This window comes from Nocardiopsis valliformis DSM 45023, from assembly GCF_000340985.1.
GTDB classification, from domain to species: Bacteria; Actinomycetota; Actinomycetes; order Streptosporangiales; family Streptosporangiaceae; genus Nocardiopsis; species Nocardiopsis exhalans.
Genome location: NZ_ANAZ01000003.1, coordinates 1 through 15,731, shown reverse-complemented (window position 1 = coordinate 15,731; position 15,731 = coordinate 1). Strand labels below are relative to the sequence as shown.

At 66.1% G+C, this 15,731-nt stretch carries 18 protein-coding genes and 1 tRNA gene; 14 read left to right on the top strand and 5 right to left on the bottom strand.

Features of this window, described 5'->3' with window-relative positions; genetic code table 11:
- Positions 1 to 12 precede the first annotated feature (12 nt).
- Positions 13 to 759, bottom strand: coding sequence for a hypothetical protein (locus tag D457_RS0102790; RefSeq protein WP_026116266.1), 747 nt, complete (start codon positions 757 to 759; stop codon positions 13 to 15).
- Between the two features lie 427 nt (positions 760 to 1,186).
- Between D457_RS0102790 and D457_RS31750 the strand changes: the two genes are divergently transcribed.
- The 3 genes from D457_RS31750 to D457_RS0102775 all read left to right on the top strand — a co-directional run bounded on the left by D457_RS31750 (position 1,187) and on the right by D457_RS0102775 (position 2,625).
- Positions 1,187 to 1,453, top strand: a complete 267-nt coding sequence (locus tag D457_RS31750; RefSeq protein ID WP_017579115.1) for a hypothetical protein — start codon at positions 1,187 to 1,189, stop codon at positions 1,451 to 1,453.
- Between the two features lie 124 nt (positions 1,454 to 1,577).
- Positions 1,578 to 2,063, top strand: a complete 486-nt coding sequence (locus tag D457_RS0102780; RefSeq protein ID WP_017579114.1) for a GntR family transcriptional regulator — start codon at positions 1,578 to 1,580, stop codon at positions 2,061 to 2,063.
- A gap of 124 nt (positions 2,064 to 2,187) precedes the next feature.
- Positions 2,188 to 2,625 (top strand): hypothetical protein, encoded by a 438-nt coding sequence (locus D457_RS0102775; protein WP_017579113.1) that lies wholly within the window; start codon positions 2,188 to 2,190, stop codon positions 2,623 to 2,625.
- 2 nt (positions 2,626 to 2,627) lie between these two features.
- On the opposite strand, the gene D457_RS0102770 is transcribed toward D457_RS0102775, so the two are convergent.
- The 3 genes from D457_RS0102770 to D457_RS0102760 are packed head-to-tail and all read right to left on the bottom strand — an operon-like array spanning position 2,628 to position 4,327.
- Positions 2,628 to 3,101 carry an NUDIX hydrolase gene (locus D457_RS0102770; RefSeq protein WP_017579112.1) on the bottom strand — a complete coding sequence of 158 codons (474 nt, stop codon included), beginning with the start codon at positions 3,099 to 3,101 and terminating at the stop codon, positions 2,628 to 2,630.
- Positions 3,094 to 3,573 carry a Clp protease N-terminal domain-containing protein gene (locus D457_RS0102765; RefSeq protein WP_017579111.1) on the bottom strand — a complete coding sequence of 160 codons (480 nt, stop codon included), beginning with the start codon at positions 3,571 to 3,573 and terminating at the stop codon, positions 3,094 to 3,096. The genes D457_RS0102770 and D457_RS0102765 overlap by 8 nt, the downstream gene beginning before the upstream one ends.
- Before the next feature lie 16 nt (positions 3,574 to 3,589).
- Positions 3,590 to 4,327, bottom strand: a complete 738-nt coding sequence (locus D457_RS0102760) for a DUF5919 domain-containing protein (RefSeq protein ID WP_017579110.1) — start codon at positions 4,325 to 4,327, stop codon at positions 3,590 to 3,592.
- A gap of 288 nt (positions 4,328 to 4,615) precedes the next feature.
- On the opposite strand from D457_RS0102760, the gene D457_RS0102755 reads away from it, so the two are divergent.
- The 6 genes from D457_RS0102755 (at position 4,616) to D457_RS0102730 (ending at position 10,102) form a co-directional block, all read left to right on the top strand.
- Positions 4,616 to 5,017: a hypothetical protein gene (locus D457_RS0102755; protein WP_026116265.1), complete on the top strand. Its 402-nt coding sequence runs from the start codon at positions 4,616 to 4,618 to the stop codon at positions 5,015 to 5,017.
- A 99-nt stretch (positions 5,018 to 5,116) separates the two neighbouring features.
- A complete protein-coding gene (locus tag D457_RS0102750; RefSeq protein ID WP_017579108.1) occupies positions 5,117 to 5,377 on the top strand; it encodes a hypothetical protein in 261 nt (86 codons plus the stop codon).
- The gene (locus tag D457_RS0102745; protein ID WP_039830915.1) at positions 5,377 to 6,813 is read left to right on the top strand and encodes an FtsK/SpoIIIE domain-containing protein; all 1,437 of its coding nucleotides are present in this window, start codon (positions 5,377 to 5,379) and stop codon (positions 6,811 to 6,813) included. The genes D457_RS0102750 and D457_RS0102745 overlap by 1 nt, the downstream gene beginning before the upstream one ends.
- Positions 6,814 to 7,044: 231 nt before the next feature.
- Positions 7,045 to 8,724 (top strand): replication initiator, encoded by a 1,680-nt coding sequence (locus D457_RS0102740; RefSeq protein WP_026116263.1) that lies wholly within the window; start codon positions 7,045 to 7,047, stop codon positions 8,722 to 8,724.
- Positions 8,724 to 8,948 (top strand): helix-turn-helix domain-containing protein, encoded by a 225-nt coding sequence (locus D457_RS0102735; RefSeq protein WP_017579105.1) that lies wholly within the window; start codon positions 8,724 to 8,726, stop codon positions 8,946 to 8,948. Before D457_RS0102740 ends, D457_RS0102735 begins: the two co-directional genes overlap by 1 nt.
- A complete protein-coding gene (locus D457_RS0102730; protein WP_017579104.1) occupies positions 8,948 to 10,102 on the top strand; it encodes a tyrosine-type recombinase/integrase in 1,155 nt (384 codons plus the stop codon). The genes D457_RS0102735 and D457_RS0102730 overlap by 1 nt, the downstream gene beginning before the upstream one ends.
- 117 nt (positions 10,103 to 10,219) lie before the next feature.
- On the opposite strand, the gene D457_RS0102725 is transcribed toward D457_RS0102730, so the two are convergent.
- A tRNA-Gly gene (locus D457_RS0102725) sits at positions 10,220 to 10,293 on the bottom strand.
- 134 nt (positions 10,294 to 10,427) lie between these two features.
- On the opposite strand from D457_RS0102725, the gene dcd reads away from it, so the two are divergent.
- The 5 genes from dcd to D457_RS0102700 all read left to right on the top strand — a co-directional run.
- The gene (gene dcd / locus D457_RS0102720; protein ID WP_017579103.1) at positions 10,428 to 11,012 is read left to right on the top strand and encodes a dCTP deaminase; all 585 of its coding nucleotides are present in this window, start codon (positions 10,428 to 10,430) and stop codon (positions 11,010 to 11,012) included.
- A 405-nt stretch (positions 11,013 to 11,417) separates the two neighbouring features.
- Entirely contained in the window at positions 11,418 to 12,446 is a 1,029-nt protein-coding gene (locus D457_RS0102715) for a quaternary amine ABC transporter ATP-binding protein (protein WP_193374432.1), read from the top strand.
- Entirely contained in the window at positions 12,443 to 13,669 is a 1,227-nt protein-coding gene (locus D457_RS0102710; protein WP_017579101.1) for an ABC transporter permease, read from the top strand. Before D457_RS0102715 ends, D457_RS0102710 begins: the two co-directional genes overlap by 4 nt.
- 42 nt (positions 13,670 to 13,711) lie before the next feature.
- A complete protein-coding gene (locus D457_RS0102705) occupies positions 13,712 to 14,665 on the top strand; it encodes a glycine betaine ABC transporter substrate-binding protein (protein ID WP_017579100.1) in 954 nt (317 codons plus the stop codon).
- 241 nt (positions 14,666 to 14,906) lie between these two features.
- On the top strand, positions 14,907 to 15,731 hold an 825-nt coding region (locus tag D457_RS0102700), incomplete at its 3' end, for a glycine betaine ABC transporter substrate-binding protein (protein ID WP_026116262.1).

Sequence of the window (15,731 nt, the reverse complement as noted above, 5' to 3'; positions counted from 1 at the left end):
ATGTTGATCGGATTACTTGTCATTTTGGTGAATTTTGGCCTTTTGCCACACGAAATCAAAGCTTCCTATATATGTTTCGGCTATGCTGGACGACAAGTTTAGGCTGCGGTCGATCTCGATCACGGGTGTTTTTGCGGCTGGTAGTCCGTAAATGTGCTGGTTGACGAGGAGCTTCTTCTCTGTCAGGTAGACGGAGTTGTACAGGATGGTCGAATGCGTTCGGATCTCAATGCCATCAACGTGCAGGAGTGTTCCGAAGAGCAGTAGTGCGTTGTTAGCCCTGGCAGTCAGAACCTCTCCAATCTGCTCTTCTCTCCCGCGCTGCTTCACTGGTTCTGACTCCGGGTCTCCGAGAAGGATGCGGACGCTCACGCCTTCGCGTGCCCGGGCTTCGAGGAGTTGCAGGATTCCCGGGTCGTCAGCGAGGAACAGGCCGCTGTAGACCAGGATGCCGATCTCTTGTTCTGCTGAGTTGAACAGGTCCCACCACACTTCCTGCGGCACCTGCCAGCGGTGTGCGTAGACACGTTGGACATGCTCGGACGTGGGGGCATGTGCTTCGAGTTCCTGGCTGTTCTGTGGCCAGAGGGCGTTTTCCTTGGCCTGGAGGAGATCTGCCAGTGCCCAGCGGTGGCGGGGGTAGGGCTGTTGGCCGGAGAGCCAGCGGCGCACGGTCTTGGGGTCTACGCCCAGGTGTGCGGCGACGTCGGTCTCGGTGAGTTGGGCTTCGGCTAGAGCCTTGCGCAGTGCAGCGTTCACGTCGTTGCCCTCCGGTGTAGGGAGACCCGACGATACCAAAGACGTCCCTAGACGTCCCTCAAGTTGTCCGATGCGTGGTACACATGTCCGCTCACTCAGAGCATCGTTTCCGCTTGTACAAGGGCTCCGGCACCTCATTGACCTGGCCGTGAGCCCTCACCTGATCCAAGCGGGGGACCATGCGAAACCTGATCCCACACCTGCGGACACCCAAGTCGACAACCCACCGGGTAGAAGTGCGCAGGACCTTTGCGCCTCTGCCCTTCACCCCTCCTCCCCCGGCCAACCCGGTCGAACCACTGGCCCGAGTGGTGCGCCCCTACGTTCTGGCTGCGGGCAAGCGCCACCATCGGGTACACCCTGACCGTTCCTGGCTTGGCCTGGAGCTGCTGTTGTCGATCTCTGTCCGGGAGGCTGTGGCCGCGTGATGACCGATGAACGCCCCAAGACACTCCTGCTGCTCCTGCAACGGCACTTCGCCCGTGAGTGGACGATCCGCCGTAACGGCGGTCTGTGGGTCGCGACCGCCCGGGACCCCGAGTGCATGCACGCGCCCACTCTGATCGAGGAGGACGTGGAGACCTTCGCCCATCAGCTCATGCACCCGCCCAGCGGGATCGGTCGAACACCAGAGTTGGAAGGGCAACTCAAAGAGCGGGGCTTCAGCACCGGTTTCCGTTCACCAGATCACTAGGACCGTGCTGGTGGCTTCGGGTCTGAAAGGATCTGAAGCAGATGAGTGCAGACCTTCGCGGACCTGGACTGTCCTGACTGCGGCCTGTTGAGTCCCGGCTCGCATGCACACCTGAGGAGATTGCTTGAACTCGCGGACCCCCTGGGGGACGTATCACCAGATCGCGGATGCCCTGCGCTCCCGCATCACCGCCGGGTCCCCTGCTGCCGGGGAAGTTCTGCCTTCCGAAGCAGCCTTAGGGCAGGAGTTCAACGTCTCTCGCACCACAGTGCGCCGGGCTCTGGCTGAGTTGGAGTCGGAGCGGCTGATCAAGGCCCTGCCGGGCACTGGCCGTGTGGTCTGCACTCCCCAGGAGCGGGACAACACTGGGGGGGACGGCCCTCCTCCTGCGCAGTACCGGCGCATCGCCGCCGCACTTCGGGAGCAGATCACCAGCGGTGAACTAGCCCCTGGTGCCGCGCTCCCGAGTGAGGCGGCGTTGGTGCGCCAGTACGGGGTATCGCGCGGGACCGCTCGTCAGGCGCTCTCGGAGCTGGAGGGAACCGGGCTCGTGGTCGCCGTCCACGGCAAGGGGCGGTTCGTCAAGGGAGACGAAACCGGCGGGCGCTAGCCTGGTACATGTGGGACATGTTCACTGGGCGCGGGATCTCGCGCGAGAGCTGCTCGAAGGACCGCTTCCCCGTCGCTGGGCGCATTCCCAGGGGGTAGCCGAACAGGCGCGGTCCCTGCGTGCAGTGCTCGGGGAACAGGCCAACCTACTGGAGTCCTCCGCCTGGCTGCACGACATCGGGTACACACCCGACCTGGCGACCACGGGCTTTCACCCGCTCGACGGGGCCCGCTATCTGCGCGACGTCCAGGAGGCGGACGAACTTCTCGTGTCCTTGGTGGCCTACCACTCCTGCGCGGTGGTGGAGGCCGAGGAACGCGGGCTGTTGGACGTGCTCAAGGGAGAGTTCGCTCCGCCTCCGGATGACCTTTTGGACGCGCTCAACTACTCGGACATGACCACCGGCCCGGACGGAACACATCTGCCGGTGGAGCGCCGGTTGTCGGAGATTTTGGAGCGTTACCCGCCTGAGCACCTGGTGCACCGGTCCATCTCGCGTTCCTCACCGCTGCTGACGGCCTCGGTCCGCTCGGTGCAACAGCGCCTAGCAGAGGTGGGCTGACCTCACCCGATGTGGGCCGGGCCTTCGGTGAGGAACTGGTCCACACGCAGACGCATGGAGCGGTCCATCCGGTACCCGGCAAGCTCGGCCTTGGGTACCCACACGACTTCCTTGGACTCATCGCTCGGAGTGGGCTCCCCGGACAGGGGGCGTGCGGTGAACACCAACGAGAACTCCTGGCGGGCCTCGCCGTCGCTGGTGTAGAAGATGATGTGCTTCGGGTCGCTGTAGATCCCGTTGATCCCGGTGATCTCGCAGTGGATCCCGGTCTCTTCCAGGGTCTCGCGTACCGCGGCCTGGGGTACGGACTCGCCCAGGTCCACCGCTCCTCCGGGCACGGCCCAGTTGTCGTTGTCGCTGCGGCGGATCATCAGGACCTCGTCGCGTTCGTTGACCACGAACACGTTCACCGAGGGGACGAGGCTGTTGGCGGCCGGGGCCTGGGGGTCGTCGTAGTAGTCGATGCGCTTACCCATGTGACGGGCACCCATCCTGAGTCAGGGGACCATTGCCAGAACCGCTCAATGACTGCTCGATCTGGCTCACCAAATGGTCCGGGGACACTCCCAGCGCGCTCAACACCGACACCGCCCCGCTTCCTTCCACACTCACCAAACCGACAAGAACGTGCTCGGTCCCCAAGAACTGGTGGCCGTTGCCGTGGGTCGAGCGGTAGGCCTTCTCAAGGGCCTGCTTGGTATCTGGGGCGAAAGGCAGGTAGTTCCTGAACCGCCATCTGCGACGGCCGAAGCTGGCGATCACCTGTTCCAGGACCTTGCTGTAGTCGATCCCGGCAGTCTTCAACACACCGGCCGTAGCCCCCGAGTCTTGACGGAGAAGCCCGAGAAGCATGTGCTCGGTGCCGATTTTCTTGTGCCTGAGGGACCAAGCCTCTTCCCGAGACAGGACCATCAAATCCTTGGCCTCGTCGGTGAACAGCTCGAACATCGAGATCACTCCTGGGTCAGTCGAGTGGGGCGGCGAGTTGCCAGACCTTCTCGTAGCTTTCCAGGTAGGTGCTCACCATGTCCCCACCGGGGATCTTGCGCAGGTGGAACACCGGGGCCTCGGATGCCATGGCCCCGTACACGTGGGTGTTGACGATCATCTGCTCATCGGCCTGGTAGATCGAGTTGTACAGCGTCGTGCCGTGGAGACGGAACTCCACTCCCTCGACCTGGCGCAACCCCCGGTAGAGCACGATGACGTTCCTGATCTTGGCGGCGAACAGCTCGTCCAGGCCCTCGTCACGGCCGCGTTGGGCGACTGCCTCGCTGTCGGGGTCTCCCAGCAGGATCCGCACCCGAACTCCGGCCTTGGCCTTGTCGGCCAGGAGCTTGATCATGCTCGGGTCGTCGGCCAGGAAGAACCCGCTGAACACCAGGATCGAGATCTCCTGCTGCGCCTCGGTGAACAGGCGCTTCCACAGGTCCGTGGGCACGGTCCACCGGTGCGGGTAGATCTCGACGATCTCGCTTTGGGAGGCGGCCTTGTGCTGCTCGGGCGGCAACGCCTCCGGCCACAGGTAGTTCTCCTCCACGCCCAGGAAGGTCGCTGCCGCGAACCGGTGCCGGCGGTAGGGGGTGCGCCCCTGGGTGATCCAGCGCTCCACGCTTTTGGCGTCCACCCCGATGTGACGGGCGAGATCGGCTGGGGTGGCAGCACGCTGGAGCAGCGCGGCTCGCAGCCTCTCGTTCGGCATGGACCTCGTGTTCGCCTGGACGGGTGGGGACGCGCTCACAGTACCGAGACGTCCTGAACACGTCCAGCCATGTAGTGATCCCGTCCCGGCCCTGCGGGGCACAGTGGAACCGTACCGAGAACCCGGCCCCACAGGGCCAGGAAGACAACTCCAGACCACGGCGCCGGGTGAACACTGGTCACCAGTTTCGATACATGCTATACATGTATCGATTCTTGGTCAGTGGGGTCGCAACTGGCTCCGACCAAGGTTTCTGACCTGCGTTGACGATGAGAAAAGGCTGATCAGATGGCTATTCAGGGTGCGTTGCCGGTCTCCTTCGGCACGGTCTTCCCGCACGGTGCGTTCGCGCTCGGGGTGGAAGCGATCACCGACTTTGAGACCAAGCGTCCGCAGATGGACAAGGACACCGGGCTCCCGTTGTGGGCGGTGGACGTGATCGACGCTGACCCCGAAGCACGGGGCAAGGCCAAGTCGGTGAAGGTCAAGGTCGCCGCCGAGGTGTGCCCCACCCTGCCGGACGAGGTTCCCGGCCTGCCGTTCCGCCCGGTGGAGTTCGAAGCGATGGCGGTCATGCCCTACGTGGACGACAACGGTCGCCGCCCCCGTATCGCCTACTCCCTGCGGGCTCGGGGTGTGAAGGCTCCCGGTTCCTCGGGTCGCAAGGCCCCGGTGAAGGACGCTGCCTGACCTGACACATGACGGGGCGGCCTGGTGCTGGAACACCTCGGCCGCCCCTTTAACCCCCACTCGAACCCTGCGAAAGCTTCGTGAAGAGGTGCTCTCAGTATGTCCAACTACCCCACTGACCTGTCCACTCTGACCGGCCCTGAGCTGGTCCGGATCTTCCTGGACGCCTACGACCAGCCGCGCACCACCAAGGCGGAGCGGGCGGAGTTCTTCGACTTCAAGTCCCGGATCTTCGCCGCCATCGCTGAGCGGGACGGCAACCCCGACGCTGCCCGGTTCGCTGCCTGCGCTCGTGCTGACTCCGACCTGCTCTGGGCCGAGATCGCCGCTAACGAGGTTCTGAACGGCGGTGAGGCGTGATGATGCGCCAACCCAAGGTGGGGGCTACTCAGTCCTCTCCGACTCTGCCGACCCCGGCGCAGGGGGTGCGGTGGACGACCCCGATCGTGGAGACCCCCGACATCGTCGTCCTGGGCTCTTGGATCTACCGCCTGGTGCGGCTGCTGGTGCTGCTGCCGTTCCGCTTTCCAGTCATGGTCGCCTCGACCACGAGTGTGGTGGCCTGCTGGTGGTACCTCGGATGGGTGGGCCTGGTTGCGCTCGCTGGCGGGCTCTCGGTGGCCTCCCTCATCTGGTGGCGGGCCTGGCCGCACTCCTACCGGTACTGCGTGAGTTGGCGTCTGTTGGCCTGGTGGCGACACCTGACCGTGTACCGCCGTCACTGGCAACCCGTGTTGGTGATCTCCGGGTTGGCCGAGTCCTACCAGGAACGCCGCTACCTGCCCCGTATTCGACGGGTCACCTGCAACGACCGAGCCGACTACGTTCGCGTCTCCCCGGTAGCTGGTACCGCGCCCTCGGACTTCGAGCATCGGGTGGTGGAGTTGGCGCACGGGTTCGCCGCACCCTCCTGCCGGGTCACCGTGAACGGGCCTCGGGACATCACCTTGGAGTTCCCCCGACACGACACCCTCGCCGAACCCCTCGACGCACTCCCCGCCCCCGAGTGCCCGGACCTGGCGGCGCTTCCGGTCGGCAAGCGCGAGGACGGGACCCCGTGGAAACTGCGTCTCCACGGCACTCACGTCCTGGTCGTCGGCGTCACCGGGGCAGGCAAGGGGTCGGTGCTGTGGTCAGCGATCCGCGCCATGCTCCCGGCCGTCTCCCAGGGGACCGCGCAGGTGTGGGGGATCGATCCCAAGCGCATGGAGCTGGCCTACGGGCGGGAGTTGTTCGCCCGGTACGCGGAAACCGGGGAATCCGCGGTGGCCCTGCTCGAACACGCGGTGGCCGACATGCAGGAGAGGGCGGAGCGGTATGCGGGTAAGCAGCGTTCGCATACCCCGACCAAGGCTGATCCGTTCGTGGTCGTGGTCTTGGACGAGGTCGCCTTTCTGACCGCTTACCACCCGGACCGGGAGGTGCGGAAAAGGTCGGAGAACGCGATCGCCACCCTGACCTCACAGGGCCGCTCGGTCGGGTTCTGCGTCCTGGCCGCGTTGCAGGACCCGCGCAAGGAGGTGATGAACCTTCGCAACCTGTTCCCCGACAAGATCGCCCTACGGCTCGATGAGGCATCGCAGGTGGACATGGTCCTTGGAGAAGGGGCCAGGGAACGCGGTGCTGAGGCGCACCTGATCGACCCCACCCTTCCCGGGGTGGCCTACGTCCGCCTCGAAACCTCGCCTTCCCCGGTGCGGGTGCGAGCCGCGTTCGTCTCCGATGACGACATCACAGCCATGACCGACTTCTACGGTTTCGACTCCCGGAAACGCGCGTCTGGGGAGGGCCTGTGACGACGGGGCTCGATGCATCGTTCGTAGACGAAAATGCCGGTTGCGCCCACAGCTGCGATCCCCGAGCACACGAGTGCAGCCCAGAACCGGTCTGGCCGGGGCGGCTCATAGGGCGACAGAAGCTGAACCAGCAGAGCGGCAAAAGCGCCAAGACACAATGCCAGGATCCAGACGGGAAGCTTCGTGCTGTTCATGCTGTGCGGAGCTCCTGGGGTAGCGGGGGTGGCGCTGATGCCGACTCCTACCGGTAAGTCCACCCGGGCCGAACGCCTCGCGCAACCCCTAGCTCGGGAAGTGGCCGAACAGGTCGCCGCCGACCACGGCGTGTGCATCCGACCGGTCTCCCTTCGACGTACCGACATCGGCACCGGGCGGACTGAGGTGATCGACGTTCCGTGTGGGGCCACGCTCGAATCGCGCTGTCCGGCCTGCGCCAAACGGAAACGGTCCCTGCGGCGCTCGCAGTGCGAAGAGGGCTGGCACCTGGCCACCGAACCCGTGGTGGAACCCGACCCACCCACCGAACAGCAACAGGGCTGGGTGGAACAGCGCGCCGTGGTCACCGCTGAACGGGATCGCCTTGCCGCTACCGGGGCGGCTGATGCAGAACAGCTCTCGGCGCTGGACGCTGCCATCGCGGATCTGGACGAGGAGATCACTGCCTCCGGCCTGCGGGGCTCGGTTACCCGTTCGGCATCCTCGGACTCGGGGCCGCGTCGGGTTCGCTCGACCAAGAGGCGTCAGGACGTTCCGGATCTGCCCAAGCGCCCGATGACGAGGAAGACGGTCGGGCGGGCCTTCACTGACCCTGGCTCGGGGAAGGTGTTCCGGCCCTCGCTGTTCCTGACCCTGACCCTGGATTCGTATGGGCGGGTGCGCTCGGACGGTACCCCGGTCGACTTCTCGACGTACGACTACCGGCGGGCCGCCCGGGACACCCTGCACTTCTCCAAGCTCGTGGACCGGTTCGTGCAGAACCTTCGCCGGGTCGCCGGATTCGACGTGCAGTACTTCGCCTCCGTCGAACCACAACGGCGTCTGGCCCCGCATCTGCACATGGCCACACGCGGCACCCTGCCCCGCTCCGAGCTGCGCCAGATCGCCGCCGCGACCTACCACCAGGTGTGGTGGCCCAACGCTGACACGGTGGCCTTCGAGGGCGAACACCTACCGGTGTGGGATGCCGACAACGCCACCTACCTCGACCCCACCACAGGGGAAGTCCTCCCGACCTGGGATGAGGCGCTGGACGAGATCGATGCCGACCCTGATCCGGAGCCCTTCCACGTGGTGCGGTTCGGAAAGCAGGTGGACGCCAAGGGGGTCGTGGCCGGGACCGAGGACGCCGCGCGGTGTGTGCGCTACCTGGCCAAGTACCTGACTAAGGACATCGCTGACTGCCACGCGGCCGAAACGGTTCGGCAGGAACAGCACGTGGACCGGCTCATGGAAACCCTCCGATTCGAGCCGTGCTCGCCTCGGTGCTCGAACTGGCTTCGGTACGGCATCCAACCCCAAGAGGCCAAAGCGGGCCAGCGTCCGGGTTTCTGCCGCTCCAAAGCCCACCGTCGCGAACACCTGGGCTACGCGGGCCGTCGCGTGCTGGTCTCTCGGAAGTGGTCCGGCAAGACTCTGGCCGATCACAAGGCGGACCGCCTCGCTTGGGTCCTGGACACACTCGGCGTGGACCCCGCCAACGAGGACCAGGGCGACAACGAACTCCTGCGTCCCCCGGTGCTGACCTCGGTCAACTCCGGAGACTACGCCTGGGAACTCGCACGCCCCACCGACCCTGACGTCGCTCCCCGAGAACAACGCCTCCTCCGCGCGGTGGGTGAAGCACTCAAACGCCGCACCCAACTCCATGCTGCACGAACCCCCGAACATTCGGCAACGGAAAGGGCTGCCTGATGGCCACCAAGAAGACCCGTCCGACCGGCCGTCTGCTCACCGTCGACCAGGCGGCCGAACTCCTCAACACCTCCGTCCGCTACCCCCGGCGGCTGATCGAGGAACGCCGCATCACCTTCGTCAAGGTCGGCCGTCACGTGCGTATCCCGGAATCGGCGCTGGACGAGTTCATCACCGCTGGGACCGTCGAACCGGTCCGCCTACGCCGGGGGAGGGCTGCCTGATGGCTGGCGAGAGGAAGAGGGCCTTCGGCAACATCCGTTCCCTGTCCTCGGGGCGCTTCCAGGTCCGCTACCGCAGCCCTGACGGGCGGATGCGCCCGGCCCCGACCACCTTCGCGACCAAGAAGGTGGCACAGCGCTGGCTGACGCTCAAAGAGGCGGAGATCGCCCAGGGAGACTGGTTCGACCCTAAGGCCGGGGCGCTGCCCTTCGGTGAGTACGCGGCTGAGTGGATCGAACACCGGGACCTGACCCGTAAGACCCGCCGCACCTATGAGGACCTGCTCCGCCTCCACCTGGAGCCGACGTTCGGCAACGTGCTGCTGAGCGAGATCAAGGAGGCGGACATCCGGCGGTGGCGCTCCTCCCGACTGCGGCGCAAGACGGGCCGCGCCCAGGTGCCCAAGGCGTACCGGCTCATGCGGGCCGTGCTCAACACCGCCGTCAAGGATCGGCTGATCCGCGAGAACCCCTGCCAGATCGACGGCGCTGGGCTGGAGGACACCGAGGAACGCCCGGTGCTGTCGGTCTCCGAAGTCTTCGAACTGGCGGACTCCATCAAGCCGCGGTACCGGTCCCTGGTCCTGCTCGCGACGTTCGGCAGTATGCGGTGGGGCGAGCTGGCTGGTCTGCGCCGTCGGCACCTGGACGTGGAAGCTCGGACGGTGCGGGTGCGCGAGACGGTCTCGGACGTGGGCGGGCTGTACAAGGGCAAGCCCAAGCCCAAGGCGGGGTACCGGACCGTCTCACTCCCGGAGCTGATCGTTTCGGACCTGCGGCGCCATCTGGACGAGTTCGCTGCCCCGGGGCCGAACGGGTTCGTGTTCGTGGGTGTGCGCGGTAACCAGCTCCGGCGGGGCAACTTCTCGAAGTACTGGGCGGACGCCTGTGCGTCAGTGGGCCTGGAAGATGTCCACCTTCACGACCTCCGGCACACCGGGAACACCTACGCGGCTGAGGCCGGGGCGTCCGTGCGCGAACTCATGCGGCGGATGGGCCACTCCAGCACGCGGGCGGCGATGATCTACCTCCACGCACGGGACGAACGCGAACGCGAGATCGCGGATCGGCTGGGGGAGAGGGCGGCCGAGGAACTGAGGGACAACAAGCGGGACCAGGAAGGCGACGATCTGCCCTCCGAGGACACCCGTCGCTGACCCTCACCCGCTCCGACGTCTGTGGCACGTGTGTGGCACGGCGACCGGTTCAGACCCCTGGGAAAGCAAACGGCCAGGTGTTCGAAAAACCTCGAACGACCTGGCCTTTTGTGTCTTTGGAGCGGATGACGGGAATCGAACCCGCGTTATCAGCTTGGGAAGCTGAAGTTCTACCATTGAACTACATCCGCGCTGCGGCGCCCGGGGGCTGGCCGACGCTGGCTATCCTAGCCCAACTCGGGGCCCCGAGGGCAAGTCGGCGTGGTGGGTGGGTGCTGGGGTCGAGCCGCATCCGGGGTGTTCCCGCAGGCGGTAAGTTCGGAGCGTGCTGCTCTCCGATCGCGATATCAGGTCAGAAATCGACTCCGGGCGGGTCCGGGTCGATCCCTTCGAACCCTCACTGGTCCAGCCGTCCAGTATCGACGTGCGCCTCGACCGGTTCTTCCGGGTGTTCGAGAACCACAAGTACCCCCACATCGACCCGTCGGTGGAACAGCCGGATCTGACCCGGCTGGTCGAGACGGACGGGGACGAGGCGTTCATCCTGCACCCCGGGGAGTTCGTGCTGGCCTCCACCTACGAGGTGGTGACGCTGCCGGACGACATCGCGAGCCGGTTGGAGGGCAAGAGTTCCCTGGGTCGTCTGGGTCTGCTCACGCACTCGACGGCCGGGTTCATCGACCCCGGGTTCTCCGGGCACGTCACCCTGGAGCTGTCGAACGTGGCGACCCTGCCGATCAAGCTCTACCCGGGCATGAAGATCGGGCAGCTGTGCATGTTCCGGCTCACCTCGCCCGCGGAGCGCCCCTACGGTTCGGCCGCCTACGGCTCTAGGTACCAGGGTCAGCGCGGCCCGACGCCCTCGCGGTCGCACCAGAACTTCTCCCGGACCCGGATCGGCGAGGGGTAGGGGCCGCTCTGGTGGCCCGAGGGGGCCTTACGGTACGGTCATGCTTTGACACGTTCTGTCGCTCGGTGCGCCTGTCACGTAAATGTGACCGTTGTCGCCCTAAAGTGTCCAGTGGTATAGATCACATATGGGTGCTCTGTGGCCTCGGCATCCCGTGCCACAGGTCGGCGGACGGGTTTTATGGCGGCTAAACATGTTATTTGGTAGTGACATACCGTCTGAACTGTGCGTACACATCTCGGTAAGGTGGCGCCCCGACGTGAACCAGGTAGCGGTTTCGCCCGCTTAGGGCGCGCACGGGGGGCTCTGCGTGGACCGGCTACCTGAAGGAAACGCGGGACGACCGCGGGGTCTTTCGGGGCTCCGCCGCATCTCGCGGTCAGGGACAGCCCCGTAGAGGAGACCGTGCCAGTAGTACGCGCAGACCACCTGTACAAGGTGTTCGGTAGGCAGTCGAAGGCGGCCGTCGAACGGCTCGCCGACGGCAGCCACCGCGACACCATCGCCGACCTCGATGTGACCGCTGCTGTCATCGACGTGTCCTTCGAGGTCCAACCGGGCGAGATCTTCGTCGTCATGGGTCTGTCCGGGTCGGGGAAGTCGACCCTGATCCGCATGCTCAACGGCCTGCTCGACTCGACTGCCGGAACGGTCGAGATCGACGGCGTGGACATCACCGCCCTCAGCCACAAGAACCTGCTGAAGCTCAGGTCCGAGAAGATCAGCATGGTCTTCCAGCACTTCGCCCTCCTCCCGCACCGCACGGTGCTGGAGAACGCCGCCTACGGCCTGGAGCTGCGCGGGCTGCCCCGCGCCGAACGCTTCGCCAAGGCCAAGGAGACCCTCGGTCTCGTGGGCCTCGACGGCTGGGAGGACAAGCTCCCGCACCAGCTCTCCGGCGGTATGCAGCAGCGCGTGGGCCTGGCCCGCGCCCTGGCCGCCGACACCGACATCATCCTCATGGACGAGGCCTTCAGCGCGCTCGACCCGCTGATCCGCCGCGACATGCAGACCCAGCTCCTGGAGCTCCAGGCGACGCTGGGCAAGACGATCATCTTCATCACGCACGACCTCAACGAGGCCATGCGCCTCGGTGACCGGATCTGCGTGCTCCGCGACGGCCGCGTCGCCCAGATCGGCGAGGCCGCGGAGATCCTCAACGCCCCGGCCAACGAGTATGTCGAGCGCTTCGTCGAGGACGTCGACCGCAGCCGTGTGCTCACCGCTGCCGAGGCCGTCGCCGCCGGTGTGGCCGTCGACGCCGGCGCCCCCCAGGTCAGCGCGGACACCCTGGTCGCGGACCTGTACACCAGCGTCTCCACCGCCGACCGCCTCCGAGTGGTGTCGGCCGAGGGCGAGGTCCTGGGCATGGTCACCCGTGAGTCGGTGCTCGCCTCCCTCGCCCGGGACGAGAACGAGGAGATCGCCAAGTGACCCCCGTCGACTTCCCGCCCGCCCTTCCCATCGGTGAGGGCTTCAACGCCTTCAACGCGTGGCTCAAGGCCAACTTCGGTCTGTTCTTCGACCTGACCGGCGACTTCATCCGCTGGGCCGTTGCCGTGCTGTCCGGGTTCTTCGTCGATCCCGCGGCCGGTCAGCTCGCCTTCATCGCGGCCGTGATCATCGCGGTCCCGCTGGTGCGCTCACGCCGGATCCCGCTGCTCGCCATCGTCGTGGCGACCTCGCTCCTGTACATCGCGCAGGCGCAGTTCGAGCTGATGACCAATGTCATCAACAGCGTGCCGGGGCTCTTCATCTGGGCGATGAACCTCTTCGACACGAACGTCGAGCCCTACTTCGTCGTCTCGCTGGTCTTCCTGATCGCGACGACGGCGCTGGGCCTGGTGGACCCGGCCAACCGCGTGCGCACGGGGATCGTGGCCGGAGGCTGGCTCGTGCTGGTCCTGCTCGGCTGGCTGGTCCTGCCGATGCTGGTCACCAACCCGACCTCCCTGCTGATGATCCTGCTGCTGAGCCTGCTCGCGCTCTCGGTGGCCGGATGGCGCCTCGGAGTGTTCGCGCTGATCGCGCTGATGGTCGTGGCCTCGGTCGGCCAGTGGTCCAACGCCATGGACACCCTGGGCCTGGTCCTGGTGGCCAGCCTCATCGCGGTGGTCATCGCGATCCCGATCGGCATCCTGGCCGCCTACAACGACTTCGTCAGCAAGATCACCAAGCCGGTCCTGGACTTGATGCAGACGCTGCCGGCGTTCGTCTACCTGATCCCGGCGATCTTCTTCTTCTCCATCGGTGCGGTGCCCGGTGTGGTCGCGACCATCGTGTTCGCGATGCCGCCCGGTGTGCGCCTGACCGAGCTCGGCATCCGGCAGATCGACAAGGAGCTGGTCGAGGCGGGCGAGGCCTTCGGTGCCCCCAGGCACAAGATCCTCACCGGTATCCAGCTCCCGCTCGCTCTGCCGACGATCATGGCCGGCGTCAACCAGGTGATCATGTTGGGCCTGTCCATGGTCGTCATCGCGGGCATGGTCGGTGCCGGCGGTCTGGGCAGCCAGGTCTACCAGGGCATCACCCGAAACGACGGTGCGCTGGGCTTCGAGGCGGGTATCGCCGTGGTCATCCTGGCGATCTTCCTGGACCGCCTGACCGCGGCCGTCACCCGCAAGAGTCCTCAGGCCCGGGCCAGCAGCTCGTCCTGATCCCCAGTCTTTTACGTAGAAGTCCTGATGGAAGGAACCCAGATGAAGAGCCGTAAGCGCATGATGACCCTGGCCGCGGCCGGGATGAGCGGTGTGCTCCTGCTGTCCGCCTGTGGCGGCAACGGTGAGGACCTCACCGGAGGATCCGACGACGCCGGCAACGGCGACGCGGGCACCGCGGACGACCTCCAGGACGTCAACATCGCGTTGATCGCCTGGGACGAGGCCATCGCGGTCACCCACATGTGGGAGGTCATCCTCGAGGAGAAGGGCTACAACGTCGAGGTCACCGACGTCGACGTCGCCCCGATGTACCAGGGCGCCGCCAACGGCGACGTGGACCTCTTCCTGGACACGTGGCTTCCCAACACCCACGAGCAGTACTGGGAGGACTACGGGGACCAGCTGGAGGACCTGGGCTCCTGGTACGACAACGGGATCCTGACCCTGACGGTCCCCACGTACATGGAGGACGTCAACTCCATCCCCGACCTGCTCGACCACGTGGACGAGCTGGACGGCCGCATCGTGGGCATCGACCCGGGCGCCGGTCTGACCGACACCACCCAGAACTCCGCGATGCCGGGCTACGAGCTGGACGACGACTTCGAGTTGGTCACCTCCTCCAGCGCGGCGATGCTCGCCGAGCTGGACTCCGCGATCGAGGACGAGGAGCCCATCGTCGTCACCCTGTGGCGTCCGCACCCGGCCTACGCCAAGCACGACCTGAAGGACCTTGAGGACCCCGAGGGTCTCATGGGCGATGCCGAGACCATCCACTCGATTGGCCGTGACGGCTTCGTCGACGACTTCCCGCAGCTCGCCGGGTGGATCGAGGACTGGACCATGAGCGACGAGGAGCTCGCCACCCTCCAGGAGGTGACCGTCGGCGACGACGTCACCGACGCCGAGGCTGGCGCCCGTGAGTGGCTCTCCGAGAACACCGAGTTCCTGGAGCGCACCCTGGGCGACGACGCCGAGGGCCTCGAGTTCTAGGACCCCGGTTCCGGGGTCCCGGCGTCTCCGGGACCCCGACTTTCGGAACCCCAGTGTGTGGCCCTGGTCACGGGGTGTACAAAACGCCCTGTCTGATCGGGTAGACATACGAGAACGGCCGCCTCCACCACGTGTGGGGGCGGCCTTCGTCTGGGCGAAGTTGTTCCGGAGCCGGTTCTGGTGGCCCCCCTCACGTGGGTCGGCTCCGTGGAGGCACGCAGTGAGGGAAAACGATTACATGATGGACAGCCGTAAGCGCGGGACGGCACTGGCCGCCGCTGGTATGAGCGGTGTGCTCCTGCTGTCCGCCTGCGCCGGTGAGAACGGCATGTTGGACGGCCGCGACGGCGGTGGGGACCTCAAGGACGTCAGTATCGCGCTGATCGCCTGGGAGGAAGCCATCGCGGTCACCCACATGTGGGAGGTCATCCTCGAGGAGAAGGGCTACAACGTCGAGGTCACCGACGTCGACGTCGCCCCGGCCTTCGAGGGGGTGGCCGACGGCGAGCTCGACCTGTACCTGGACATGTGGCTTCCGGTCACCCACCACGAGTACATGGAGGCGCACCGGGGCAGCATCGAGAGCCTGGGCTCCTGGTACGACAACGCGACCCTCACCCTCACGGTCCCCGAGTACATGGAGGGCGTGCAGTCGATCGACGATCTCCCGGGGCACGCCGACGACCTGGACGGGACCATCGTCGGCATCGAACCCGACGCCGGTCTGACCCAGGTCACCCGGGACCAGGCCATGCCCGGGTACCTGCTGGAGGAGGACTTCGAGCTGCGGACCTCCTCGGGTTCGGCGATGATGACCGAGCTGGACGACGCCGTCAGCGCGGAGGAACCCATCGTGGTGACGCTGTGGCGTCCGCACCCGGCCTATGCGCAGTACGAGCTGCGCGACCTCGAGGACCCGCAGGGCGCGATGGGCGGCAGCGAGGGCCTGCACTCGATTGGGCGCGCGGGGTTCCAGGAGGACTACCCCGAGCTGACCGAGTGGATCCGGAACTGGACCATGAACGACGAGGAGCTGGCCTCCCTACAGGCGCTCACGGTCGGCTCC

Coding starts and splice junctions, on each gene's coding strand:
- D457_RS0102760 (WP_017579110.1), bottom strand. CDS start 4,327: ATGCCGAACGAGAGGCTGCGAGCCGCGCTGCTCCAGCGTGCTGCCACC.
- D457_RS0102705 (WP_017579100.1), top strand. CDS start 13,712: ATGAAGAGCCGTAAGCGCATGATGACCCTGGCCGCGGCCGGGATGAGC.
- D457_RS0102750 (WP_017579108.1), top strand. CDS start 5,117: ATGTCCAACTACCCCACTGACCTGTCCACTCTGACCGGCCCTGAGCTG.
- D457_RS0102745 (WP_039830915.1), top strand. CDS start 5,377: ATGATGCGCCAACCCAAGGTGGGGGCTACTCAGTCCTCTCCGACTCTG.
- D457_RS0102765 (WP_017579111.1), bottom strand. CDS start 3,573: ATGTTCGAGCTGTTCACCGACGAGGCCAAGGATTTGATGGTCCTGTCT.
- D457_RS31750 (WP_017579115.1), top strand. CDS start 1,187: ATGACCGATGAACGCCCCAAGACACTCCTGCTGCTCCTGCAACGGCAC.
- D457_RS0102735 (WP_017579105.1), top strand. CDS start 8,724: ATGGCCACCAAGAAGACCCGTCCGACCGGCCGTCTGCTCACCGTCGAC.
- D457_RS0102770 (WP_017579112.1), bottom strand. CDS start 3,101: ATGGGTAAGCGCATCGACTACTACGACGACCCCCAGGCCCCGGCCGCC.
- D457_RS0102755 (WP_026116265.1), top strand. CDS start 4,616: ATGGCTATTCAGGGTGCGTTGCCGGTCTCCTTCGGCACGGTCTTCCCG.
- D457_RS0102730 (WP_017579104.1), top strand. CDS start 8,948: ATGGCTGGCGAGAGGAAGAGGGCCTTCGGCAACATCCGTTCCCTGTCC.
- D457_RS0102740 (WP_026116263.1), top strand. CDS start 7,045: ATGCCGACTCCTACCGGTAAGTCCACCCGGGCCGAACGCCTCGCGCAA.